Below are 24,873 nucleotides of genomic sequence, written 5' to 3'. Positions count from 1 at the left end.
ACGGAGGGATGCCGGCGCATCCCTCCGTCCCCGAGGTTGTCCGGTCTCTCAGTACTCGACGATGTCCTCGAGCGCGTAGTGCTTCACCGTCTTGCGGTTGGCGATGAGCTCGTCGATGGTCGGCTCGCCCTTGATGGCGCGGGCGATGGCGAGCTTCGTCGCCTCGTAATTGGTGCGGTAGAGATCCTTCTGGTCGAGATTGGCATCCTCGGCGCAGCGCGGGTCGAGCCAGATCATGATGATCATGCACAGATCGTCGAGGCCGTCCTTCGGCAGGATGCCCTCGATCACGCAATCGACGATGGCGTCGCCCGTGGCGGCCTGAACCACCCCGCCCAGCAGGTTCACGTACTCCGCCGTGTGGATCGTCGCCTTGGTGGTCATCATCGTGGAGGGACGCACGAGCTGGTTCAGGTCGCGCACCACGAACATGCGGGTATGGCCCTGGACCTGCCCCATCATGCCGGCGAAGGCCTGGCCCACCGGGCCGCGGGTGGAGCCGATCAGCACCTCCGGCATCGCGTCGGTGTACTGGCCGTCGGCAGCGAGAACGGTGGCCTCTCCGGTGCGGAACCAGATCTCGGACATGTCGGCGTTTCCTTATTCCTGGGCGAGTGTTGCCCGGCCGGCGATCCGGCCGTTTCGCGGGCGGACAAACACCGTTCCGCCGCTGCCCGTCAATCGTTCGCGTCCGAGAGAGTTTCGCGGCCCGCGCTTCCCCTCTGGCCTCGCAGGCCGCAATCGGTCATTCCATGCGCGGTTTCGGGCATCGCGTCATCGGCATCGTCCGATGGATCGCAGCCCATCGTCGGGCCGATGCCGCGAGCCGAACGGGAGTGGGGCGAATGAACGGGCAGCAGGAACGGGACTGGAGTCTCGCCGTCGCCGCATTGCCGGACGGTGTGCGGCTCGAACTGGGCCTGGCGGACCTGTCCGGGACGCCCTTCACGGCCATTCTCGCCCTCGACCGGCGGGAGGCGCGCGATCTCGCCCGCGCCCTGCTCGCGGCCTCGGGAGACGCGGCCGAGCGGACGTTTCCGCGCCCGTCCTCACCGAGCGGGACGTGACGCGTCAGACCACCCTATTCATCCGCGCCCGGGAAGCCTCGGCACCTTGAGGCCGCGCTCTTCCGGCGTCGGCTTGCAGATGTAGGAGAACTCGGTCTGCAGGTCGGAAAAGACCGACTCTCCGGTGATCTTGCAATTCTCGCGGGCCGTCTCGTCGAGGAAGGTCCGCGCCGCCTCGCGCAACCGCTTGGCACGGGTCTCCGCCGGGCCGCCCTGCCCGTCGTAGCGCTCGTCGATGCCGCAGCCCGCGATCTCCCGCAAACCATCGGAGACAACGAGCATCTTGCTCACGCGGCGCTGGTCGTAGACCGAATAGGGATCCTTGCAGCCGATGGTCACCACTTGGACGCCCACGGTGGCGTAGTTCTTCGACAGGTAGGAGAAACCGGTACAGCCGGAGACCCCGAGGGCGAGCGTGACCGCGACGGCCAGGATTCCGGTGGTCCGGTTCAACGTGGTCGCGCTCCGCTCAGCCGCTTAATCAACGGTCCGCATTGAAGCGCGGGCAGTCCGACGGTCAAGCCTCGCCGGGACACACCTGCGCTCCATTCGACCCAATCACGTGCCTTACACCAAATCTCAGTGAGCCCGACCCATAGGTTGGACTCATCGAGATCGGGTCTTACTCCGCCGCCGCCGCGAGATAGCGGGCCGGGTCGTAGTTGAGGATGGGCCCGAGCCAGCGCTCGACCTCGCGCAGATCCATGCCCTTGCGCAGGGCGTAATCCTCGACCTGATCCCGCTCCACCTTGGCGACGCCGAAGTAATGCGCCTCCGGATGGGCGATGTAGAGGCCCGACACCGAAGAGCCCGGCCACATGGCGTAGCTCTCGGTGAGTTTCACCCCGATGCGCGGCTCGGCCTTCAACAGGTCGAACAGCGTGACCTTCTCGGTGTGGTCAGGCTGGGAGGGATAGCCGGGAGCCGGACGAATGCCCGCATATTCCTCCCGCACGAGGTCGTCCGGTGCGAACGTCTCGTCGGCGGCGTAGCCCCAGAACTCCTTGCGGACGCGCTCGTGCATGCGCTCGGCCAATGCCTCGGCGATGCGGTCGGCGAGCGCCTTCACCAGGATCGAGCGGTAATCGTCGTTGGCCCGCTCGAAGCGCTCGGCGATGCGCACTTCCTCCAGCCCCGCCGTGACGACGAAACCGCCGACGTAATCGCCGATGCCCGACTCCTTCGGTGCCACGAAGTCGGAGAGGCAGGTATTGGCCCGCCCGTCGCGCTTCGACAGCTGCTGGCGCAGGCCGTGGAAGGTGGCGAGCGTCTCGGAGCGGCTCTCGCCGGTATAGAGCGCGATGTCGTCGCCTACCGCATTCGCCGGCCAGAAGCCGATGATCGCCTTCGGGTTGAACCAGCGCTCCTCGACGATCTGCTTCAGCATCTCCTGCGCGTCGTCGAACAGGGCGCGTGCAGCCGGCCCCTGGTTGGGGTCCTCGAAGATAGCCGGATAGCGGCCCTTGAACTCGTAGGTCTGCAGGAACGGCGTCCAGTCGATATAGGGGACGAGATCCGCCACCTCGTAGGAGGCGAAGACGCGGGCTCCGGTGAAGGTGGGCTTCTGTGGTGCGTAGCCGGTCCAGTCGATCCGGAACGGGTTGGCGCGGGCTTTCGCCAGCGGCAGCCGTTGCTTGTCGAGTTCCGAACGCGCATGGGCGTCGGCGACCTTCCTGTACTCGGCCCGTACCTTCTCGATGGTCGAATCCCGCGTCTCCTTGGAGAGCAGGCTCGACACCACGCCGACGGCGCGGCTGGCATCGGTGACGTAGACCGTCTGGCCCCGGTTGTAGGACGGGTGGATCTTCACCGCCGTATGGACACGGCTCGTGGTGGCGCCGCCGATGAGGAGGGGCACCGAAAAGCCCTCCCGCTCCATCTCGGCAGCCACATGCACCATCTCGTCGAGCGAGGGCGTGATCAGGCCGGAGAGGCCGACGATGTCGACGTTCTCGCGGCGGGCCACGTCGAGGATCTTGGCCGCCGGCACCATCACGCCGAGGTCGATGATCTCGTAATTGTTGCAGGCGAGCACGACGCCGACGATGTTCTTGCCGATGTCGTGGACGTCTCCCTTCACCGTCGCCATCAGGATCTTGCCGGCGGCCTGGCGCTTGCCGTCGCCACCATTGGCGAGCTTTTCCGCCTCCATGAAGGGTTCGAGATAGGCCACGGCCTGCTTCATCACGCGGGCGGACTTCACCACCTGCGGCAGGAACATCTTGCCGGAGCCGAACAGGTCGCCGACCACGTTCATGCCGGCCATCAGCGGGCCTTCGATCACGTGGAGCGGACGTTCGACACCGAGGCGCGCCTCCTCGGTGTCGACGAGGATGTACTCGGTGATCCCGTTGACCAGGGCGTGCTCGATGCGCTTCTGGACGGGCGCCTCGCGCCAGGACAGATCGGCCGTCTTGGCCTGCACGCCGCCACCCGACTTGAAGCGCGCGGCCGCATCGAGCAGCCGATCGGTGGAATCGTCGCGCCGGTTGAGCACGACGTCCTCGCACAGCTCGCGCAACTCGGCCGGCAACTCGTCGTAGATTGCGAGCTGACCCGCATTGACGATGCCCATGTCCATGCCGACCTGGATCGCGTGGTACAGGAACACCGCGTGCATGGCCTCGCGCACCGGCTCGTTGCCACGGAAGGCGAAGCTCAAATTCGAGATGCCGCCCGAGATATGGGCATGGGGCAGGGTCTCGCGGATGATCCGCGTCGCCTCGATGAAGGCGACGCCGTAGCCGTTATGCTCCTCTATACCGGTGGCGACGGCAAAGACGTTGGGATCGAAGATGATGTCTTCCGGCGGGAAGCCGATCTCCTCGGTGAGCACCTTGTAGGCCTTGGTGCAGATCTCGACCTTGCGCTCCAGCGTATCGGCCTGGCCCTGCTCGTCGAAGGCCATCACCACCACGGCGGCGCCGTAGGAGCGGCACACCTTGGCGTCGGCGATGAACTTCTCGACGCCCTCCTTCATGGAGATCGAGTTCACGATGGCCTTGCCCTGGACGCATTTGAGCCCGGCCTCGATGACGTGGAATTTCGAGGAATCGATCATCACCGGCACGCGGGCGATGTCCGGCTCGGCGGCAACGAGGTTGAGGAACTCCACCATCGCCTTCTCGGAATCGAGCAGGCCCTCGTCCATGTTGATGTCGATGATGCTGGCACCCGCTGCCACTTGGTCGCGGGCGACGTCGAGGGCCGCCGCGTAATCGCCCGCGGTGACGAGCTTCCTGAACTTGGCCGAGCCGGTGACGTTGGTGCGCTCGCCGACATTCACGAAAGGAATCTCCTTCGTGAGCGTGAACGGCTCGAGGCCCGACAGACGCATCAGGCGGGGCACCTCGGGAATCGCGCGGGGCTTCACGCCCTCCACGGCCTGCGCGATGGCGCGGATATGGTCCGGCGTGGTTCCGCAGCAGCCGCCGACCATGTTGACGAGGCCGGAGGTGGCGAACTCGCCCACGAGCTTGCCCATGGCCTCCGGGCTCTCGTCGTAGAGGCCGAACTCGTTGGGAAGACCCGCATTCGGGTAGGCGCAGACCAGGGTATCGGCGATGCGCGAGAGTTCCGAGATGTGGCCGCGCATCTCCTTGGCGCCGAGGGCGCAGTTGAGGCCGATGGTGAGCGGGCCGGAATGGCGGAGCGCGTTCCAGAACGCTTCCGGCGTCTGTCCAGAGAGGGTGCGGCCGGACAGATCGGTGATGGTGCCCGAAATCATGATCGGCAGGGTGGTGCCGGTCTCCTCGAACACAGCCCAGGCCGCCGCCACAGCCGCCTTGGCGTTGAGCGTGTCGAAGATCGTCTCGATGAGGATCAGTTCGGCGCCGCCATCGATCAGGCCGCGCACCTGCTCCATGTAAGCGGTCTTGACCTGATCGAAGGTCACCGCCCGGTAGCCCGGATTGTTCACGTCGGGCGAGATCGACAGGGTGCGGTTCGTCGGGCCGATGGCGCCGGCGACGAAGCGGCGGCGGCCATCCTGCTTCTCGGCCAAAGCGGCGGCCTCGCGGGCGAGACGCGCGCCTTGCGCGTTCAGCTCGTGGACGATCGATTCCATGCCGTAATCGGCCTGGGCGATGGTGGTGCCCGAGAAGGTATTCGTCTCACAGACATCGGCGCCGGCCAGGAAGTAGTCGAGGTGGATCTGCCGGATCGCGTCGGGCTGGGTTAGGATCAGGAGGTCGTTGTTGCCCTTCTGGTCGTGGCCGTGATCGAGGAAGCGCCCCCCGCGAAAATCCGCCTCGCCGTAGCCGAGGCGCTGGATCACGGTGCCCATCGCCCCGTCGAGGACGAGGATTTTTTCCGCCGCGCGCTGGCGCAGGGCCGCTTCGATCTCTTGTCCGTCTACGGGGCGGAGGTCTGTCATGGATGTCTCGCTGTCATTCCGGGGCCGCGGAGCGGAGCCCGGAATCCAGTGCCTCATGGGCTCCGGATGGGACTTATCGGTTGCCGGGGTGTCACCCTCGACGGGATCGGTGCGTCTGGAACCCGGGCTCGCCTGTCGGCGCCCCGGGATGACGGGATAGGTCAGGCGGCCTTTGCGGATGCCTTGGCAGCATCCTGGACAGGCTCCTTGGCCGCCACCTTCGGCGCCTGCGCGCGCAGGCCGAGCAGGTGGCAGATCGCATAGACGAGGTCGGAGCGGTTCATCGAGTAGAAATGGAAGTCGTTGACGCCTTCGTCCACCAGATCCAGCACCTGCTCGGCCGCGACGGCGGCGGCGATCAGGCGGCGGGTGTCGACGTCGTTGTCCAGTCCCTCGAACCGGGCGGCCAGCCAATACGGCACCGAGGCGCCGGTGCGGCGGGCGAAATTGGCCGATTGCTTGAAGTTCTGAACCGGCAGGATGCCGGGGATGATCGGGATGTCGATCCCGGCCGCGCGGACCTTGTCGACGTAGCGGAGATAGACGTCGTTCTCGAAGAAGAACTGCGTGATCGCCTGGTCGGCGCCCGCATCGACCTTGGCCTTCAGCGCGTCGATATCAGCGTCCAGCGAGGCGGCCTCGGGGTGCTTCTCGGGATAGGCGGAGACCGAGACCTTGAAGTCGCCGATCCGCTTGATGCCGGCCACGAGATCGCTGGTCCTGGCATACCCGCCAGGATGTGGACGATAGGCGGTGCCCACGCCGTCCTGCGGGTCGCCGCGCAGGGCCACGATGTGGCGCACCCCGGCATCCCAGTAGGATTGTACGACTTCGTCGATCTCCTCGCGGGTGGCGTCCACGCAGGTGAGATGAGCGGCCGGCTTGAGGCTGGTTTCCTTGATCATCCGCGCCACGGTGTTGTGGGTGCGCTCGCGGGTGGAGCCGCCGGCGCCGTAGGTCACCGAGACGAATTTCGGCTGCAGCGGGGCGAGCCGCTCGATCGACGACCACAGGACCTTCTCCATCTCGTCAGTCTTCGGCGGGAAGAACTCGATGGAGACCTGGATCGGGCGGTAGCCGTCGCGGCTGGCGCGGTGATGGGAAGCGGTGGGCATCGGGTCGTCCTCAAGATCGGTCGGTTCAGACGTGAAGGGTCGAGGCGGACAGACGAAGGCCGGTCAGGCCACCGCGCGCTCCACCTCGGAATCGAGGGCTGGCTCGGCTGCGGCGGCGGCGAGCCAGAGAGTGACGGTGAGTTGGTCGCCGCTCTCGTCGCCGGGGGAGAGGTGCCGGGTGGAGACCGTGCCGAGGCCGGCATCGGCGAGCCAGCCCGTGACCTGTTCGGCGGCGAAGCCCAGGCGCCGATGGGCCTGGTCCTCACGCAGAAATTCGAGATCGTGCGGCGCGAAATCCACCACGAGAAGACGGCCGCCCGGCGCCACGAGTCGTCCCGCCTCGCGCAGGGCACGGGCCGGATCGTCGAGATAATGCAGTACCTGATGCACCACGACGAGGTCGAAGCCGCCCCGACCGAAGGGCGGCGCGTGGATGTCGCCCTGGCGCAGGTCGACCCCGGACAAGCCGGCCCGCTCGAGATTGGCGCGGGCGACGGAGAGCATGGCATGGTTCGAGTCGAGACCCGTGGCGCGGCCGGCACGCGGGGCCAGCAGACCGAGCATCCGTCCCGTGCCGGTGCCGAGATCGATGAGGTTCCTCACGGGGCGGGGCCCGAGCGTCTCGATCACCGCCGCTTCCACCATCGCCTCCGGCACGTGGAGCGAGCGAAGCTGGTCCCATTTCGGGGCGAGGCGCGCGAAGAAGGTCTGCGCCGCATCCGCGCGCTGGGTCCGCACGCCATCCAGGCGGGCCCGGTCTTCGGACAGGGGCGGACTCCCGCGGTCGAGGCTGCCGACCAGGGGCTCCACCAGTCCGGCCCTCGCCTCGATGAGGCGGAAGAACGCCCAGGCGCCCTCCCGGTGCCGTTCCACCAGACCGGCCTCGACGAGAAGCTTGAGATGGCGCGAGATCCGCGGTTGCGACTGGCCGAGGATGTCGGTGAGATCGGAGACCGAGAGCTCGCCCTGCATGAGCAGCGCGAGGATGCGCAGCCGCGTTTCCTCCGCGGTGGCGCGCAGCACGCCGAGGGCATCGGCGAAAGGAAGGGCGGTCTTCGCCTCGGCGCTCTCTTGAGACATAAAGATATGTTTATGTCCGATCCGGCCGCATGGCAAGGGGAAAGGGTCGTCTGCAGGAGATCGGCGAGAGAAAGGCGGAAACAGGCGTGGGCGACGATACCGGGAGGGGAGCGTTCGGCCGATTCTGCCGATATGGTCTCCCGCGACGCCGTCCTTTGATCCCGGAACAACAGAAACGCCACCGCGTGACACAGCCGAATTCCCGCCCCCCGATCCGTTTCCGTGGCCGCTCGTTCATGGCCCTCGTGCTGGCTCCCTCGGCACCGGTGCACGACTGGCTCGAGGATCTCGACGCCCTGGCCCGCCGATCCCCGGCCTTCTTCGTCGGCCGTCCGGTCATCCTCGACGTGTCCGGCCTCGGCCTCGACCGGGCGGATCTCACCGCCCTAGTGAGCGACCTCAAGGCGCGGGACGTCACGGTAATGGGGATCGAGGGGGCGAAATCCGGAAGCCTCGGAGAAGGGCTGCCCCCGGCCCCGGCCGGAGGACGGCCCGTGGACGAGGTCGCCACGCCGGACACGCCGGCCCCCGCCGAGCCCCCGCGCCCGCCCCGCTCGCTGATCCTCGACCAGCCGGTCCGCTCGGGCCAGACGATCCTGCATCTCGACGGCGACATCACCATCATGGGATCAGTGGCCTCCGGGGCGGAAGTGATCGCCGGCGGCTCGATCCACATCTACGGGGCGTTGCGGGGGCGGGCCATCGCGGGCGCTTCCGGCAATCCCGATGCCCGCATCACCTGCCGCAAGTTCGAGCCCGAACTGCTCGCCATCGACGGCCTGTATCGGACGGCCGACGATCTCGGGCCGGACCGCCGGGGCCAACCGGCGCAGATCCGCCTGGAAGGGGATGCGATCAAGGTCGCCGCGCTGGAGTAGCGCCGTCACAGGAACCCGGGATTGCAGGATTATCGGCTCACAGGATCACGGAAAGCCCGCTCGTTAACCAACCGGTAACCATAAGGGACGTCAATGGTTCGGTAAGGAATCGCGAGAGCCCGTGACACACGCCCCTCCATCCCGCCGATCCGTCCAGCTTCGAGGCCGCGCCTTCAAGGCGCTCGTCCTGGCCCCGGAGGCTCCGCTTCCCGATTGGTTCGCCGATCTGGATGCCTCGCTGAAGCGTTCGCCGACCCTCCTCGACGGACGCCCCCTCATCCTCGACATCGCGGCGCTCGGGTCGGACCCGGACGTGCTCGGCAAGGTCCTGGCCGATCTCGGAGCCCGCCGCATCCGCATCCTCGGCATCGAGGGCGCGGCGGCGACCCTGGCGGGAACGACGATGCTCGACGGCCTCGCCCTGCCCCCGCTCCTGATAGATGGACGGCCCACCATCGGCATCGAGATCCCGAAGGATGCCGAGCCGGAAACCACGTCCCTCATGATCGAGGGCTCGGTCCGGTCCGGCCAGTCGATCACGCATCCCACCGGTGACGTCACCGTCATGGGCTCGGTGGCCTCCGGCGCCGAGATCCTCGCCGGCGGCTCGATCCACGTCTACGGGGCGCTTCGCGGCCGGGCCATCGCCGGTGCCGCCCGCAACCCCCGCGCCCGAATCTACTGCCGCAAGTTCGAGCCCGAACTGCTCGGGATCGATCGCCTCGTCCGCACGGCCGAGGACATGGGCACGACCCTGCGCGGGAAACCCGTGCAGATCTGGCTCGATAGCGGCTCCATCAAAATGGCAACCTTGGATTAAGGAGAGATACGAACATGGCCAAGGTTCTGGTCGTTACATCTGGCAAGGGCGGCGTCGGCAAGACGACCACCACGGCGGCTCTCGGCGCGGCACTCGCGCAGGCCGGACAGAGCGTCGCCGTCGTCGATTTCGACGTCGGCCTGCGCAACCTCGACCTCGTGATGGGCGCCGAGCGGCGCGTGGTCTACGACCTCATCAATGTGGTCAACGGCGACGCCAAGCTCAACCAGGCGCTGATCCGCGACAAGCGGCTTGAGAACCTGTCGCTGCTGCCCGCCTCGCAGACCCGCGACAAGGATGCCCTCACCGACGAGGGCGTCGCCAAGGTGATGGAAGAACTGCGCGAGAAGTTCGACTGGGTGATCTGCGATTCCCCGGCCGGCATCGAGCGCGGAGCGACCCTGGCCATGCGCCACGCCGATCTCGCCGTCGTCGTCACGAACCCGGAAGTCTCCTCGGTGCGCGATTCCGACCGCATCATCGGTCTCCTCGATTCGAAGACGCTGAAGGCCGAGCGCGGCGAGGTGATGGAGAAACACCTCATCCTCACCCGCTACGACCCCGCCCGCGCCGACCGCGGCGACATGCTCAAGGTCGACGACGTGCTCGAGATCCTCTCGATCCCGCTCCTCGCCATCATCCCGGAGAGCCTCGAAGTCCTGCGCGCTTCCAACGTCGGCTGCCCGGTGACGATGAACAACCCGCTGAGCGCCCCGGCCCGGGCCTATATCGACGCCGTCCGCCGCCTGAAGGGCGATACGGTGCCGATGACCGTGCCGTCCGACAAGAAGTCCCTCCTCAACAAGCTGTTCACCCGGAGGGCGGCATGAGCCTGCGGAACCTCTTCAACAAGCGCGCTTCGGCCCCGACGGCACGCGACCGTCTCCAGCTGATCCTGGCCCATGAGCGGGCCGGGGCCGGCGGCTCCGATCTGGTGATGATCCTGCGGGAGGAGATCCTCGCCGTCATCGCCAAGCATGTCACGGTGGAGCGGGACAAGGTCCAGATCCGCCTGGAACGGGGCCAGGACATGTCGACGCTCGGCGTCGACATCGAACTCCCGGTGACGGCTCCGGCCAAGGCCGCCCCGGCATCCGCCAAGGCGTCCAAGGCCAAGCGCGCGGCCGCGTGACCGCGTCCCGTCAGGCGATGAACAGCCCGGCGATGGTCGCACTCGTCAGGTTCGACAACGTACCGGCCAGGATCGCGCGCATTCCGTAGCGCGCGATCTCGGACCGCCTCTCGGGGACGAGGCTCGCCAAGCTAGCGAGCTGGATCGCGATGGAGGCGAGATTGGCGAAGCCGCACAGGGCGAAGCAGACGATGGCGGTGGTCCGCGCGTCGAGGGCGCCCGATTTCAGCGTCGGCGAGAGCTGGGCATAGGCCAGAAACTCGTTGAACGCGATCTTCTGCCCGATGGCGCCGCCGACCAGACCGGCCTCGCTCCAGGGCACACCCATCAGCCAGGCCAGGGGCGCGAAGGCGAGCCCGAGCACACCCTCGATGCTCAGGGCCGGATAGCCGACGAGCCCGCCGCCCCATCCCGCGATGCCGTTGAGCAACGCGATGAGCCCGGTGAAGGCGATCAGCATGGCTCCCACCGAGACCGCAATGACGAGGCCCTTTTGCGTGCCGTCGGCCGCCGCCTCGATCAGGTTCACCGCACGCGTCTCGGCGAACTCGACCCGCATCGTCGTCACCCGCGTCGGCTCCGTCGTGGGCATCAGGATCTTGGCGTAGAGGAGCCCGCCGGGGATCGCCATCACGCCGGCCGCCAGCAGGTATTCCATCGGCACGCCCAGCGCCGCGTAGCCGGCCAGGATCGAGCCGGCGGTGGAGGCGGCCCCGCTCGACATGACGGCGAACAATTCGGCCCCGGTCAGCAGGCCGAGGAACGGCCGCAGGGCAACCGCGATCTCGCTCTGGCCGATGACGATGGTGATGACCGCCGAGAAGGTCTCGATGGGCGAGGTGCCGATCACCCGCTGCAAGCCGGCGCCGATGATGCGGGCGAGGGTCTGCATCACCTTGAGATGATACAGGATGGCGATGAGCGCGGAGACATAGAGGATCTGCGGCAGCACCCGCAGGGCCAGGATGAAGCCGCTGCCGCCGAACAGCTCGAACATGCGCGGCTCCACGAGGCCGCCGAACAGGAAGAGGACGCCGCGGTCGCCATAGCCGAGCACCGTCTGCACCAGGGCGGCGGCCGCATCGAGGGCCTGCCGCCCCAGCGGCACGAACAGGACGATCGCCCCGATCGCCACCTGGAGGGCGAGGGCCGCGATCACGACGCGGGGCTGGATCGCCCGGCGGTTGATGGAGAACAGGATCGCGACGGCGAGAAGCAGCGCGAGGCTCGCTCCGGCATGGAACAGTCTGTCGATCATCGGCCCTCGCCTTTTGCGAGACCCGGAGCAAGGTCGATGCCGGGGCAGGCGCGCATCATGTCGGGTTTCATCCGGAACGGGAGGACGTCCGGCGTGTTGACCGTCAAGCTGCGCCGTAATGCGGCGCATAATCGGTTTGAAGGGAAACAGCCATGAGCCTCATCGGACGCCTCGTCACCAAGCTTCTCGGCAACGACAACCGCCCCGTCGTCCGCGACGACCGCAACTACGATTCGAGCAACCCGATCGGCCGCCTCGTGACGAAGATCCTGCGGAAGTAAGTACGGTAAAAATCCCCTCTGTCCGCAGGCGGGGCTACTGGGTTCTCCCATCCGCGCTTGCAGGCGGACCGCGTCCCTCTCCCCCCTTGTGGGGAGAGGTTAGGAGTGGGGGTGGTCGGGCGACCCTCACTCGGCCGAGGCTAGCGGGACCACCCCCACCTCCAACTCCTCCCCACAAGGGGCAGGAGGGCATCCCGCGACCTCTGCGAATGCCGTCGCGCCGCATGGGCGAAGAAGCGTGCGCCGTATCCGCCCCGACACGAAACCGTCTCACCCTCCTAACACGGACCCCATCCTGAGGTGCCGCGCGAGCGGTCTCGAAGGATGAGGTGAGTGGGGTGGATGACGGGCGGTTCAACCTGTCGTTCAAGCCGCCTTGCGCTTGTTCTTCTTCTCCCGGCCCTGGCCCGGCGCGGTCTTTCCCGTCTTCGAGCGGTCGAGGACGAAGCGGGCGTAGTCGTCCATGTCGCCGGCGAAGGGCTTCACGGTCCTGTCGGCGGCGAGCCAGAGCCGGTCGGCCACGAGTTCCATTAACGACCGGTCGTGGGTGATGAGGATGACGGCGCCGGCGTAATCGTTCAGCGCGTCGAGCAAGGCCCGGCGGCTGTCGATGTCGAGATGGTTCGTCGGCTCGTCGAGGATGAGCAGGTGGGGCGCCTGCATCGCCACGAGGTTGAGCAGGAGTCTCGCCCGCTCGCCACCCGACAGGGCGTCCACCGTGGTCTCCTGCTTGTCGAAGGCCAGGCCGAAGCTCGCGAGCTTGGCCCGACGCCCGGATTCGCTGTCGTCCGGCCGCTCGCGGCGGATGATGGCGAGCGGTGTATCCTTCGGGTCGAGGGCTTCGATCTGGTGCTGGTGGAACCAGCCGACCTGCACCCTGCCCTCGCGGACCATGCGCCCGTCGCGCAGCTTCAGGGCGCCGGCCGCCATCTTGGCGAAGGTCGACTTGCCGGCGCCGTTGACGCCGAGAAGACCGATCCGGTCGTCGACGTCGAGGGTCAGGTTGAGGTCGCGCAGCACCGGCTCGTCGTCGCCATAGCCGATGGTGGCATCGGTGAGATGCATCAACGGCGGCGCCAGGGGACGCTTCGGCGAGGGCAGGTGGAATGGCGCCACATGCTCCTCGATGGTGGTGGCGATGGGCTCCATCTTGGCGAGGCGCTTCATGCGCGACTGGGCCTGGGCCGCCTTCGAGGCCGACGCCTTGAACCGGTCGACGAAGCTCTGGAGATGGGCGCGCTCCGCGTCCTGCTTCATCTTGGTGGAGGCCTGGAGGCGGGCCTTCTCGGCCCGGCGCTTCTCGAAATCGTCGTAGCCGCCGGTGTAGAGCTCGAGCTTCCCGTTGGCGACGTGCAGGATCGCGTCCACCGAGTTGTTCAGGAGTTCGCGGTCGTGGCTGATGATCAGCGCCGAATGCGGATAGCGCTTGAGCCGCGCCTCGAGCCACAGGGCGCCCTCCAGATCGAGGTAGTTGGTGGGCTCGTCGAGGAGCAGCATGTCGGGCTCGGCGAAGAGCGCCGCGGCGAGCGCCACGCGCATGCGCCAGCCGCCGGAGAATTCCGACATCGGCCGGGTCAGGTCCTCCACCGAGAAGCCGAGACCTGCCAGGATCTCGCCCGCCCGCGCCGGAGCCCGGTCGGCGTCGATCTCGATCAACCGGCCGTAGATCTCGCCCATGCGCTCGGGCTCGGCGGTTTCGAGTTCGAGGTTGAGGGCTTCGCGTTCGAGATCGGCGGCGAGGATCGTGTCGATCAGGCTCACCGGCGTCGCCGGGTGCTCCTGGTCCACCGACGCGACGCGGGCGGTCTTCGGCAGCAGGATGGCGCCGCTATCGGGCTGGAACTCGCCGAGGATGATCTTGAACAGGGTCGACTTGCCGACGCCGTTGCGCCCCACGAGGCCGACCTTCGAGCCGGGAGGGACCGCGACGCTGGCGCGATCGAAGAAGCGCCGGCCCCAGGCGCTGAAGGTGAGGTCTTCGATCTGGATCATGGGTCAGCGGCCATACGCAAGGGAGATGCGGGGCCGGTGGCCACACGGGGGATGGAGCCACTCCTATCGCAGTGCAGCAACGAGCGCGAGGGCGGGCGGCGCAGGGCACCACCCCGCCGGGGGGATGGCGCCTGCCCGTCAGTTCCGCTCGACGCCGGCGGCGATCGCCTTAACCAGGGGAGCGGTGGGCACGCTCTTGCGCCAGAAGGTTCCGGCCCGGCCGGTCTCCCGCCCGCTCTCGTAGAGCTGGCGCATGTAGCCGGTGTCGAAGCCTTTCGCCGTCGTGGTGTTCGGCGCGGATTCGTCGATATAGGTCAGGTTGAAGCCCATGCCGCTGCCGCGGGTGAAGGCATAGGTGGCCGCCAGCGTCGCGCGGCTGCGCGCCCGGCTCGCGGTGGTGAACGAGCGCTCGACGATGGACAGCGTGTTGTTCTCCGCCACGTTGAATTCCGGCTCCAGCCGACCGTTGATGATGACGTAGATGTCGGTCTTGCCCGCCGCGCGCAGGCGGTTGTCCCGCAGCAGGAACGATTGCGGCAGGGTGAAGACCGGCGTCACCACCGACCCGTCCACATGCATCTCCTGGAACGCCCTTCCCTCCGCCTGCACATCGAGGAGTTGCGGCGGGAACACGGCGGGGATGCTGGCGGAGGCCGTCAGCACGTCCGTGAACAGCGCGACGGCGTTGGGTCCGCCATTGGCGGCGATGGCGCCCATGTTCCAGATGACCGCGCGCTGGGAATCGAGGTTCGTCGTCACCACGAGGAGGCGGCGGCCCTTGGCGTGCTGCTCGGCGATGGCGGCGAGGAGATCGGACGTCACGTAGCGGCGGACGAGGTCGCGGAGACGTCCGTCCCCGAAGAGGCCCGATCCGAACACGATGTTGGTCACGCTCGGCGATTGCACCAGGGTCGAGGCGACGCCGCTGGTGTAGATGTCGGTGAGGGTGGAATCGTAGGCCGAGCCGAGGAAGGCGAAGGGCGCGATCAGGGCGCCGGTGCTCACCCCCGAGACGAGGGCGAATTCGGGCCGCTTGCCGGATTCCGACCAGCCGTTGAGGATACCGGCGCCGTAGGCACCGTCACCGCCGCCGCCCGACAGGGCGAGATAAGCGAAGGCGCGCTTCGAGCGCTCCGGCCGCGCCACCATTTCGGTGAAGGTGTTCTCCGACGCGTCGGCATAGGCGCGAACGGTGAGATCCATGCCGGCCGGGACCGCCGCCGAGGCCTGGTCGGCGGTATAGGCCACGCGCGGGATCGAGCCGCAGGCGGCCAGCTGCGCGGCCATGACGAGAGCGGCCGCGCCCTTGACCCATCCGAACCGGCGAAATGTCGACATGGCGGGGTGTTCCTGGCGTTCGACCTGCGTCGCCATCGGCGTACGGAGCGTCAAGCTCAACGATAACGAGCTTGGCCATTCTACCGTTCCGGGCAATGACGGGCAATCGTCGCCGGCTGTGGCGAACCCGATCGGCACCGCGAGTGATGGATCAGCAACGGTTTTAAGGCGGTGTTCCGACACACGTTCCGCGCAATCACCATCGAACGACTGGAACGCTGCGGCACACCGAAGCTTGTCGAATGGATGAGCCTCCCTATGTCATTGATATCACCTTAAAACGACATCGACTCTCGTCATTCGCGTGGCATAACCCGACGTCATGACGAGGCAGTGCGATTCCTTGCGACGGCGAAGCTTCTTCGTCGTGGCCGACGACATTCGCCCTGGCGGCGAGACGCGCCGGGCAACACGGGAAGGCAGAATGGAAGCGGACGACGCCTGGCACCTCACAGACCGATTGGGGGCCGAGCACGGAAGGGGCGACCCTTTCGCGGCGGCCATCCGCGCGACGCGCATGGCGATGCTGATCACCGATCCGCGGCAGGCGGACAATCCCATCGTCTTCGTCAACGACGCCTTCCTCAGGATGACCGGCTACAGCCGCGCCGAGGTCATGGGCCGGAACTGCCGCCTTCTGCAGGGTGACGACACGGATCCCGACGCCGTGGGTCAGATCCGCGACGCGATTGCGGAGAAGCGCGACGTGGCCATCGACATCCTCAACTATCGCAAGGACGGCAGCCAGTTCTGGAACGCGCTCTACGTCAGCCCCGTGAGCAGCGACGAGGGCGAGACCGTGTATTTCTTCGCGTCGCAGCTCGACGTGACGGACCGGATCGACACGCTCATGCAGACGCGCAACGAGAAGCTGCATTTCGAGCGCGAGGTGGAGAAGCGCACCCGGGAGCTCACTGAGGCGCTGGCGGCCAAGACGATGCTGGTCCACGAGGTGGACCACCGGGTGAAGAACAACCTCCAGATGATCGCCTCGCTCCTCACCCTGCAGACGCGGACCATCACCGACCCGGATGCCAAGGCCTCGCTCAAATCCATGCTGGCCCGCGTCGAGGCCCTCGGCACGGTGCATAAGCGTCTCTACCAGTCCAACGACGTCCAGCGTTTCGACGTCGCCGCCTTCGCGCAGGAACTCGCCGTCGATCTGGTGCGCGGCTCCGGGCGGCAGGGGATCGACCTGGATGTCGACGTCGTCCCCGTGGAGGTCGCCGTCGAACAGGCCCCCCCGGTGGCCCTGGTGATGAACGAGCTGCTGACCAACGCCCTCAAGCACGCCTTCCCGCGTGACGCGGGCGGCCGGCTCTCGGTCTCCGTCAAGCCAGAGGGCGGGGAGATCCGCATCACGATCGCCGATGATGGGATCGGCATGCCGGTGAACGTCGTCGGCGGCCGCACCTTCGGCAAGCGCCTGATCGAAAGTCTCGTGCGCCAGTTGAATGCCGATATCGCTTGGCACCCGGCCGATCCCGGGACCCGGATCGAGATCCGCCTGCCCCGCGGTGGGACGGGCCATAGGGAGCCAACGTGAGTGAACCTCTTCGGATCGTCGTCGTCGAAGACGAAGCCCTGATCGTGATGCAGCTCGAGATCCTGCTCGAAGAGGCGGGTCACGAGGTCGTGGGCACGGCCGTGTCCGCCAGGGACGCCGTCGCGGTGGCCCGGCGGACCCGGCCCGACATCGTCCTCATCGACCTGCAGCTGAAGGGCGGCTCCTCCGGCCTCGACGTGGCGAAGCATCTGGCGGACGAGCCCGCGATGATGCTGGTCTTCCTCACCGCGAATGCCAGTGGCTTCCACGACGATTTCGCCGGTGCGGTGGCCGTGATCGCCAAGCCCTTCTCCGAGGCGATCATCGGGAACACGATGGTCTTCCTCGAGGAATGCATCCGGACCCCGCCTCCGGTCTCGCCCCTGCCGCTGGGCCTGCGGCTCGCCCCCGGCTATCTCGACAGTCTCGCCGGCTGACTCCGCGCCGTCCCGTCGCGTCAGGCCGCTCTCTCGGCGCGTGACAACCTGGCGACGGCACCGGGCAGGTCCCGCGCCGGAACGGGCTTGCTGTAGAAGAAGCCCTGGACCTCGTTGCATCCTTCCGCCCGCACGAGATCGAGCTGCGCCCGGGTCTCCACGCCCTCCGCCGTGATCGTCGTTCCGCGTCTCTCCCCGAGCCCGACGATGGCGCGCACGATGGCGGCGGTGTCGGGGTCGGCGATCTCGCGGATGAAGGAGCGGTCGATCTTGATCTTGTCGAACGGGAACTGCCGCAGGTAGCTCAGGGAGGAGTAGCCCGTCCCGAAATCGTCGAGGGCGATGCGGACGCCGAGGTAGCGCAGGCGGTGCAGGCAGGCGATCACCGCCTCGGTATCCTGGATGAGGACGCTCTCGGTGATCTCGAGCTCCAGCCTGTCCGCCGCGAGGCCGGACGCCGACAGGGCCATGATCACGCACTGATCGAGACCCGGCTCGCGAAACTGCACCGCCGACACGTTGACCGCGATCCGGGCCGAATGCGTCCAGGACGCGGCCTCGCGGCAGGCTTCGTGCAGGGCCCAGTTTCCGAGTTCGACGATCAGGCCGGTTTCCTCGGCGATTTCGATGAAGGTCGAGGGTGGGATCATCCCGCGGGTGGGATGGGGCCAGCGCATCAGCGCTTCGACGCCGCTCACGGTGTCGGTCGCGAGATCGACCACGGGCTGGTAATGCAGGGTCAGGTCGCGGCGCAGGATGGCCTCGCGCAGCTCGAATTCGAGCTGGATCCGCTCCTCGATCGCCGCGTCCATGCTGGCTTCGTAGACGCGGGCGGTGTTCCGCCCGGCGGCCTTCGCCCGGTAGAGCGCGAGATCGGCATGCCTCAGCAGGGGATCGGCCTCGAGTCCGTCCGCCGGGGCATGGGCGATGCCGATGCTGATCCCGATATTGGCCAGGTGTCCGTTCAGCTTGACCGGCTGCGCGATGGCGTCGATCACCCTGCGGGCGACCTCGACTGCCTCGTCGACCCCGCGGATATTGACGAGGATGATGCCGAACTCGTCGCCGCCGAGGCGGGAGACGATATCGCACGGCCTCAGGACGTCGCTCATGCGTTCGGCGACGATCGTCAACAGGATGTCGCCCGCCACGTGTCCGAACGTGTCGTTGATCGCCTTGAACCGGTCGAGATCGAGACAGAGGACCGCCATCGCGCCACTGCCGCTTCGCACCGAGCCGAGGGCCTGTTCCAGGCGGCCGTGGAACATCGACCTGTTGGGCAGCCCGGTGAGGGCGTCGTGGCAGGCGAGATGGGCGATCCGCTGGTCCGCCTCCTTTCGCGCCGTGATGTCGATATGGGTTCCTACGAAACGGATTGGGGTGCCGTCGGGGGCGCGGGTGACGACTTTGCCGCGGGCGAGGAGCCAGATGTAGCCTCCCGGCTTCGTGCGGACCCGGACCTCGATCTCGAAGGTCGGCTGCCGTCCCTCGAAATGCACGACGGCTGCCTGCCGGCAACCGTCCCTATCGTCGGGGTGGATCAGGGAGTTGATGTAGTCGAAGGACCGGCCGAACTCGCCGGCCGCGTAGCCGAGCATGTTCTGAGCCCGGTCGGAGAACCAGACCTGGCCGGTCTGGAAGTCGGCATCCCACATGCCGTCCCGGCCGCTGTCGAGTGCGAGGGCCAGCCGCTCCTCGCTCACGCGGCGGCGTGCGTCGCTCGCCTTGAACGCCTCTTCGGTCTCCTTGCGGGCGGTGATGTGGAGATTCATGCCGACGAAGCGGCAGACCTCGCCCGTATCCGGGTCGAGGACGGCGCGGCCGAAACCCTGGAACCAGCGGCATTCGCCGGTCGACGGGTGCAGGACGCGAAATTCCACCCTGTGGTTGGTGCGCGTCGCGATGGCCCGGCTCGCCTCCGCCCGGACCCGGACCAAGTCCTCGGCCGGAACGTTGCGCTCCCACTCCGCCAGGGTCATCAGGAGGCCGGCGGCCGGATCCGCCTCATCGAGGGGCAATCCCTGCATCCGCGCGCTTTCCTGGGACTGCCAGATTCGGCCCGAGGCCACCTCCCACTCCCAGACCCCCGCCTCCGCCGCATCCTGGGCGAGGCGCAGCAGGTCGCCCGTGCGCTCCAGCGCGATCCTGGCGGTGATGATGTCGTCGATGTCCAGGGCCGTGGCGAGCCATCCGGGCTCGCCGTCGAGGAGGCGGATCGGGCGCTTGCTGATCTTGTGCCAGCGGTAGACGCCATCCGCGCGGCGGATGCGGATCTCGAAGTCGTAATCCTGCCACGCGTCGCGGCGCTCGCAGACTTCGCCATGGACGCGGATGCGATCGTCCGGGTGATAGAATTCGATCCGCTCCGGGAGGGAGATGACGAGCCGTCCGTAATAGCGCCCGAAATGGCGGTTGCAGTAGGTGGTGTCGTCGCGATCGTTCGTGATCCAGACCATCTGGGGCAGGAAATCCGCGAGCAGTCGGTAGGACGCCTCGCTCTCCCGGAGCGAGCGTTCGGCCCTGTGCCGGGCGGTGATGTCGGCGAAGGTATAGACGGTGCTGCCGTCCGCCAGCGGCACGCCGCAGAGTTCGAGGAGGGTCCCATCCCGTTGCAGGTGCTCGCCGCTGGCACCCGCCTCGCCGTGATCGCGTTTCGCGTCGCGGACCCGCCTGTCCAGGGTCGCCGGCAGCGAACCGTCCCGTTCGTCGATGTAGCGGCGGAGGTCGTCGAAGGGGACACCGTCGTGGAGCATGCCCTGGGGCAGGTCGAGGAGCAGGTTCAGGCGCTCGTTATGGACCCTGACCCGGTCGTCCGCATCGACCATGACGAGGCCTTCGTCGATGCTCTCCAGGGTGACGCGCAGGAGGTCCGTCGTCTCGCGCAGATGCTGGTCCGAACGGGCCAGATCGGTGACGTCGAGGCAGATCCCGGAGATGGCCCGGATGCTCCCGTCCGGATCCCGTTCGACGATTCCGCGCTCGGCGACCACCCGGCAATCCCCGCCCGGGCGGATGATGCGCGACCGGTGTTCGTAATCGTCGCGCGCGAACGCCCCCGAGCCTGCCACGGCATCGTCGAGATGCCAGCGGACACGCTCCCGATCCTGGGGATGGTAGAAGGCCAGATGCTCGTCGAGGGGGATGCGCGCGAGATCCGCGGGCGCGCGGCCATGGATCCGCGCCATCCCCGCCGACCATTCGACGCAGGCTTCGACGACGTCGATGCGCCAATGTCCGAAGCCCGCGATCTCCTCGGCCATGCGCTGGGATGCCAAGGCCGCTTCGAGATGGGCTTCGCGGCGGGTGAGCATGGTCGCGACGCGCAGGCGCTCCCGCAGCTCCGCCTCGCGCTCCGCATTGGCTTCGTGGAGGCGCAGGTGGCCGGTGACGATGAGGGCGAGATCCTCGAGCTGGACCAGGTGTTCGTCCGTGAAGTCGGGACGCGGGACGGTGTCGATCAGGCACAGCGTGCCGGTCCGGTGCCCGGGGCGGAGCGCGAGGGGCACGCCGGCGTAGAACCGGGCCCGGAGCTCACCCGTCACCAGGGGATGGTCGGCGAATTTGGGCTCGGCGAGGAGATCGCGGATCACCACCGGCCCGTCGGATTCGTCCGCGAAGGCCTGTCCGACGAACGCATCGGCGCGCCCCGGCATCGCTCCCCCGGTGCCCGGTCCCGCCTTCGGCGCGGGAAATTCGGTGTCGATGAGGGGGACGAGGACGATGGGAACGCGGAACAGGGCCGAAGCGGTGCGGCACACGGCGTCGAGATGAGGATCCGGGTCACGATCGCTCGGGTGCCTGGACTCCGCCCCGACGGCACCCTTCCGTTCCCCGTCGCCTCGGTCGTGTGCCTGATCTTGCAAGTCGCACCATCCAGGAAAGCAAGCCGACGCTATCCGTCCTGCCGATGGCGTCGATCGACACTGCGTCACGGACGTTTCGCGGTGTACGTTACACGGATCAACCTTGCGATACTCCTACCCTTTCCTTCGAACCGCCACCATCATTCGGCCGATGCGGCAAGGGAACGCGAAACGGCCGTACGGCCGTTTCGTCACCGGGAGGGATCCAATGGCCAGGGCGATCGCTCGAAGCCCTGTGAGCCGCTTCTCGTCGCGAAGAGCCCCGAGCGGAGCGAAAGCCTGAGCCCGCGGAGGCGGGCGCCGACGACTGAGGCCGGCGAGAAGGCCAGGACACGCGCTTCGGGCGATTGCCCCGATCGAATGGCCGAGCTTCCTTTCGCAGGGCGCAATTTCATCGTAACCGTTGCCGACCACATCGGTCATGGACCGGTCCCGCCGCCTCGAACCCCGTTCAGCCGCCTTGTTCCTTCCCGGCGAAAGCCATCTCTCCAGCGCTGGCTCCCGTGGCTTCTCGAGCGTCGACACCTGGGTGTTCGATCTCGACAACACGCTCTATCCCAGCGACGCCCTCGTCTGGCCGCAGGTCGACGAGCGGATCACCCTGTACGTCATGCAACTCTACGGGCTCGACGGGATCTCGGCGCGGGCGCTGCAGAAACATTTTTACCATCGCTACGGCACCACCCTGAAGGCGCTGATGGTGGAGGAGAACGTCGACCCCTACCACTTCCTCGATTTCGCCCACGACATCGACCATTCGACGATCCGCCTGGACGCGGCTTTGGGTGACGCCATCGAGCGGCTTCCGGGCCGCAAGCTGATCCTCACCAACGGCTCGCGGCGCCATGCCGAGAAGGTGGCCGCCAGGCTCGGCATCCTCGACCATTTCGAGGACGTGTTCGATATCGCCGCCGCCGATTTCATTCCGAAGCCCGAGCGTTCCACCTACGAGCGGTTCCTCGACCGGCACGGGGTCGACCCGTACCGCTCGGCCCTGTTCGAGGACATCGCCCGCAACCTCGTCGTGCCCCACGAGATCGGGATGGCGACGGTCCTGGTCGTGCCCCGCACCATCGATCCGTTCCGCGAGGCTTTCGAGCAGGAGGCGGTGAAGGAGCCGCATATCGACCACATCACCAACGACCTCGCCGCCTTCCTGGGCGAGCGGGTGCTCCCGGTCCTCGGATGACCGCTTCCGTCCGGAACTGGTCCGATCTCCAGGCGCCCTCCCTCGACGACGTGGAGATCCTGGCGCGCGACGCCCTGGCTCGCCTGCCGCCGGAGTTCCTCGCTTCGTGCGAGGGCGTGACGATCCATGTGGAGGATTTTCCCGACGCCGACACGCTTCGCGAGATGGAATGCGAGAGCGAGTTCGACTTGCTCGGCCTGTTCCGGGGCATCGGCCTGGCGCAGGGTGGCGAGGTGGCGACCGGGCAGTTGCACAACCGGGTCTGGCTCTACCGCAGGCCGCTCCTCGACTATTGGGCCGAGCACGAGGAGACCCTCGGCCACCTCGTCACCCATGTCCTCGTCCACGAGATCGGCCACCATATGGGTCTGTCCGACGACGACATGACTGCCATCGAGGCGGCGGCGGAAGACTGACGTCATACCCAGACGGTGGTGAGTCATCATCGTCTGCCAGCGCGGCGGCGAGTCTCCGCCGAACGCGCCGAGGACGACCATCGGTGGAAGTCAGCGCCGCTTGCGGTCAATCGTCGTTGGCGGGGCGCGGGCTCGCCGCCCGCGGCCTGAGCAGGCTGGCCTTCGGGCGACGGGTGCGGAACTGCCCGCGCTCCACGGCGATGAAGACGAGCACCGTGATGGTCAGCGTCGTGACCCACCAGATCACCGTCAGGCCGACGCCGATACAGGCGATGGTGAAGGCGCTGGCGAAGGCGGCCATCGCTCCGGGTGCGATCGCGCCGGGCGTGGCGGCGGTGGCCGAGCGGCCGCTATGCCGGATCGCCGCGTGGAGGGCGAAGGCTGCGGCGAAGGCGCCGACGATCCCGAGTTCGTACCAGAGTTCGAACAGCATCGTGGTCGGGGCATTGCTCGGCAGCAGGTTCACGAACCGGCCGCGCGAGGCGGTCTCGAACCCGTGCCCGGTCACGAGCCGGACCGGCTCGGTGGTCACCACCTTCTGCCACGCCTTGATGGTGAGGACGCCGGGCGCCGTCGGACCGAAGGCGACGATGCCGATGGGCCGGGCGATGAACGGCAGGAACGGCGCGCTCACCAGCAGACCGCCGCAGATCAGGGCCACCGCGCGAACGCCCACGAGCGGGCGATAGGTCGTGAGGGCGAACGCCACCGCGCCGACGGCGAGCGCCAGGATCCGGGTCACGTTCGGCGAGATCGAGAGGGCCAAAGCCACGAGGATGGCCGTGCCGAGGGCCTCCAGGTCACGCCCGCGCGAGCGCAGCCACGCCACGGAGGGCCAGACCAGCAGGGCGAGGACCGTCAGCCCGCGATCCACCGAACTCTGGTCTTCGGGCATGTTGCGCAGGAGCGTGTCGCCGAACAGCCCGAACACGATGGAGACGATGGACGCGGCGATGACGCCCAGCGGCAGCAGGTAGAGGTTGGCCGAGCGCATCCGGTCCGGCAGCGCGAGATAGGCGGCCAGGGTCATCAGGATGGTGGCCGTGAGGTTCAGCAGACGCTCCGTCGCCGGTCCGAGGAACGGCGTCCAGACCAGGGACAGGGCCGACCAGAGGATGACCAGCCCCCCTGCCAGGAACGCCGTGGACGTCAGCATGCGGGTTGCCGTCACCCGGAGCGACCGCTGCTTGCCGTCGATGGCGCTGGCGATGACGATCAGCGCGATGGCGATGGGGGCCAGGATCACCGTGGCGCGGCGGGCCACCTGCGCGGCCACGGGCAGCAGGACGAACAGGCCGAAGAACCCCACGCGCCGGAGCAGGGCCGCCGCGTCGAGGGCCGGGTCGATGGAGGGTCGTGAGGTGGACGCGCGGGCCATGGTGCGTTTGCAGCCGTTCGACGGCGCCACGAGTCCGCCCGTGCGCTACCGGTCGAGTCGTAGTGCAGGGAGCCGGTGCGGGCTGTAGATGTCGTGCAACACCCGTGCTTCCTCCGCCGCGTGCATTCATGCGGCCTTCGGTTGTCGCCGGCCCGAAGCCAGCCGCCGGCCGACATCCGTCAGTACGCGCCAGCCCGCCCAGGTGGCCAGGAATCCAAGGAATCCGGCGATGATCCCGTCGGCGCTCGCCGGGACGGCGGGGACGTAATCCTGGTAGGTGGCGCGGGCCAGCGCCATGTCGGGGTCGCGCAGCAGCGCCGCGAAACGGCCCATGGGACCACCCGCCTCGGTCAGAGCCAGCTTCTGCGCGTCGAGACGCTGCAAGCGCTCGATATCGGCACGGGCGGCTTCGCCGCGACGGGCCACCAGGGCGTCGCCGTTGCCGCGCAGGCGGTCGACGGCCCCCTGACGATTGGTCCCGCTCGCGGCGGCGTCCGCGTCGAGGGCGGCGATGGAGCGTCGCAACTCGTCGAGGGTGCCTCCGAGCCGCTGCGCATATTGCTGCGCGAATTCAGGCCCCTGCGCGGCGACGATGCCGCCGAGGATGCCGAGGGCGAGGCCAAGGGTCCGGATCACACGCAGCACGATTCATCCCTCATGACGTCGTCAGACAAAAGGCCGAGCCGCGTGGCGGTTCCCGAATGGCCG

The 24,873-nt window shown here is 67.7% G+C and carries 21 protein-coding genes; 10 read left to right on the top strand and 11 right to left on the bottom strand.

The features are described 5' to 3' along the window. Window positions 1-48 precede the first annotated feature (48 nt). Window positions 49-588 carry a formaldehyde-activating enzyme gene (gene fae / locus K368_RS0108580; RefSeq protein ID WP_027172026.1) on the bottom strand — a complete coding sequence of 180 codons (540 nt, stop codon included), beginning with the start codon at window positions 586-588 and terminating at the stop codon, window positions 49-51. 257 nt (window positions 589-845) lie between these two features. Here fae and K368_RS0108575 point away from each other — a divergent pair, with 257 nt between their 5' ends. Then, the gene (locus K368_RS0108575; RefSeq protein WP_027172025.1) at window positions 846-1,067 is read left to right on the top strand and encodes a hypothetical protein; all 222 of its coding nucleotides are present in this window, start codon (window positions 846-848) and stop codon (window positions 1,065-1,067) included. A gap of 18 nt (window positions 1,068-1,085) precedes the next feature. Here the strand turns inward: K368_RS0108575 and K368_RS0108570 are convergent, their stop codons facing one another. The 4 genes from K368_RS0108570 to K368_RS0108555 form a co-directional block, all read right to left on the bottom strand. Then, window positions 1,086-1,520, bottom strand: a complete 435-nt coding sequence (locus K368_RS0108570; RefSeq protein ID WP_027172024.1) for a hypothetical protein — start codon at window positions 1,518-1,520, stop codon at window positions 1,086-1,088. 169 nt (window positions 1,521-1,689) lie between these two features. After that, entirely contained in the window at window positions 1,690-5,442 is a 3,753-nt protein-coding gene (gene metH / locus K368_RS0108565) for a methionine synthase (protein ID WP_027172023.1), read from the bottom strand. Between the two features lie 161 nt (window positions 5,443-5,603). Beyond that, window positions 5,604-6,557 carry a methylenetetrahydrofolate reductase [NAD(P)H] gene (gene metF / locus K368_RS0108560; protein WP_027172022.1) on the bottom strand — a complete coding sequence of 318 codons (954 nt, stop codon included), beginning with the start codon at window positions 6,555-6,557 and terminating at the stop codon, window positions 5,604-5,606. Window positions 6,558-6,620: 63 nt separating this feature from the next. Beyond that, the gene (locus K368_RS0108555) at window positions 6,621-7,637 is read right to left on the bottom strand and encodes a metalloregulator ArsR/SmtB family transcription factor (protein ID WP_027172021.1); all 1,017 of its coding nucleotides are present in this window, start codon (window positions 7,635-7,637) and stop codon (window positions 6,621-6,623) included. A 185-nt stretch (window positions 7,638-7,822) separates the two neighbouring features. Here K368_RS0108555 and minC (K368_RS0108550) point away from each other — a divergent pair, with 185 nt between their 5' ends. From minC (K368_RS0108550) to minE, 4 genes are all read left to right on the top strand, one after another. Next, window positions 7,823-8,515, top strand: a complete 693-nt coding sequence (gene minC / locus K368_RS0108550; protein WP_027172020.1) for a septum site-determining protein MinC — start codon at window positions 7,823-7,825, stop codon at window positions 8,513-8,515. Window positions 8,516-8,636: 121 nt separating this feature from the next. Further along, window positions 8,637-9,335 carry a septum site-determining protein MinC gene (minC, locus tag K368_RS0108545; RefSeq protein WP_027172019.1) on the top strand — a complete coding sequence of 233 codons (699 nt, stop codon included), beginning with the start codon at window positions 8,637-8,639 and terminating at the stop codon, window positions 9,333-9,335. 14 nt (window positions 9,336-9,349) lie between these two features. Beyond that, window positions 9,350-10,165, top strand: coding sequence for a septum site-determining protein MinD (gene minD, locus K368_RS0108540; RefSeq protein ID WP_018045194.1), 816 nt, complete (start codon window positions 9,350-9,352; stop codon window positions 10,163-10,165). Next, on the top strand, window positions 10,162-10,467 hold the full coding sequence (minE, locus tag K368_RS0108535) for a cell division topological specificity factor MinE (RefSeq protein WP_027172018.1): 306 nt from the start codon (window positions 10,162-10,164) through the stop codon (window positions 10,465-10,467). Before minD ends, minE begins: the two co-directional genes overlap by 4 nt. A 10-nt stretch (window positions 10,468-10,477) precedes the next feature. Here minE and K368_RS0108530 read toward each other — a convergent pair whose 3' ends face one another. After that, on the bottom strand, window positions 10,478-11,725 hold the full coding sequence (locus tag K368_RS0108530) for a nucleoside transporter C-terminal domain-containing protein (protein WP_027172017.1): 1,248 nt from the start codon (window positions 11,723-11,725) through the stop codon (window positions 10,478-10,480). A gap of 152 nt (window positions 11,726-11,877) precedes the next feature. On the opposite strand from K368_RS0108530, the gene K368_RS24275 reads away from it, so the two are divergent. Further along, the gene (locus K368_RS24275) at window positions 11,878-12,006 is read left to right on the top strand and encodes a hypothetical protein (RefSeq protein WP_018045197.1); all 129 of its coding nucleotides are present in this window, start codon (window positions 11,878-11,880) and stop codon (window positions 12,004-12,006) included. A 366-nt stretch (window positions 12,007-12,372) separates the two neighbouring features. Here K368_RS24275 and K368_RS0108520 read toward each other — a convergent pair whose 3' ends face one another. Together K368_RS0108520 and K368_RS0108515 are read right to left on the bottom strand one after the other, a co-directional pair. Further along, on the bottom strand, window positions 12,373-13,998 hold the full coding sequence (locus K368_RS0108520; RefSeq protein ID WP_027172016.1) for an ABC-F family ATP-binding cassette domain-containing protein: 1,626 nt from the start codon (window positions 13,996-13,998) through the stop codon (window positions 12,373-12,375). Window positions 13,999-14,136: 138 nt separating this feature from the next. Continuing rightward, on the bottom strand, window positions 14,137-15,336 hold the full coding sequence (locus K368_RS0108515; RefSeq protein WP_197030997.1) for a patatin-like phospholipase family protein: 1,200 nt from the start codon (window positions 15,334-15,336) through the stop codon (window positions 14,137-14,139). 424 nt (window positions 15,337-15,760) lie between these two features. Here K368_RS0108515 and K368_RS0108510 point away from each other — a divergent pair, with 424 nt between their 5' ends. Beyond that, window positions 15,761-16,882 carry a histidine kinase dimerization/phosphoacceptor domain -containing protein gene (locus K368_RS0108510; protein WP_036266112.1) on the top strand — a complete coding sequence of 374 codons (1,122 nt, stop codon included), beginning with the start codon at window positions 15,761-15,763 and terminating at the stop codon, window positions 16,880-16,882. Continuing rightward, on the top strand, window positions 16,879-17,319 hold the full coding sequence (locus K368_RS0108505) for a response regulator (RefSeq protein ID WP_027172013.1): 441 nt from the start codon (window positions 16,879-16,881) through the stop codon (window positions 17,317-17,319). The genes K368_RS0108510 and K368_RS0108505 overlap by 4 nt, the downstream gene beginning before the upstream one ends. Before the next feature lie 20 nt (window positions 17,320-17,339). Here K368_RS0108505 and K368_RS25550 read toward each other — a convergent pair whose 3' ends face one another. Further along, window positions 17,340-21,077 (bottom strand): EAL domain-containing protein, encoded by a 3,738-nt coding sequence (locus K368_RS25550; RefSeq protein ID WP_051439816.1) that lies wholly within the window; start codon window positions 21,075-21,077, stop codon window positions 17,340-17,342. Window positions 21,078-21,642: 565 nt separating this feature from the next. Here K368_RS25550 and K368_RS0108495 point away from each other — a divergent pair. Further along, window positions 21,643-22,371, top strand: a complete 729-nt coding sequence (locus K368_RS0108495; protein ID WP_027172012.1) for a pyrimidine 5'-nucleotidase — start codon at window positions 21,643-21,645, stop codon at window positions 22,369-22,371. Beyond that, entirely contained in the window at window positions 22,368-22,787 is a 420-nt protein-coding gene (locus K368_RS0108490; protein ID WP_027172011.1) for a metallopeptidase family protein, read from the top strand. The genes K368_RS0108495 and K368_RS0108490 overlap by 4 nt, the downstream gene beginning before the upstream one ends. Window positions 22,788-22,893: 106 nt before the next feature. On the opposite strand, the gene K368_RS0108485 is transcribed toward K368_RS0108490, so the two are convergent. Together K368_RS0108485 and K368_RS0108480 are read right to left on the bottom strand one after the other, a co-directional pair. Then, entirely contained in the window at window positions 22,894-24,165 is a 1,272-nt protein-coding gene (locus K368_RS0108485; RefSeq protein ID WP_027172010.1) for a hypothetical protein, read from the bottom strand. Window positions 24,166-24,291: 126 nt separating this feature from the next. Next, window positions 24,292-24,810 (bottom strand): DUF2937 family protein, encoded by a 519-nt coding sequence (locus K368_RS0108480; RefSeq protein ID WP_027172009.1) that lies wholly within the window; start codon window positions 24,808-24,810, stop codon window positions 24,292-24,294. Window positions 24,811-24,873 lie beyond the last annotated feature (63 nt).

This window comes from Methylobacterium sp. 10 (assembly GCF_000519085.1).
Classification (GTDB): Bacteria; Pseudomonadota; Alphaproteobacteria; order Rhizobiales; family Beijerinckiaceae; genus Methylobacterium.
Note: the sequence above shows the minus strand (reverse complement) of the source record. Positions and strands in the feature narration are given on the sequence as shown.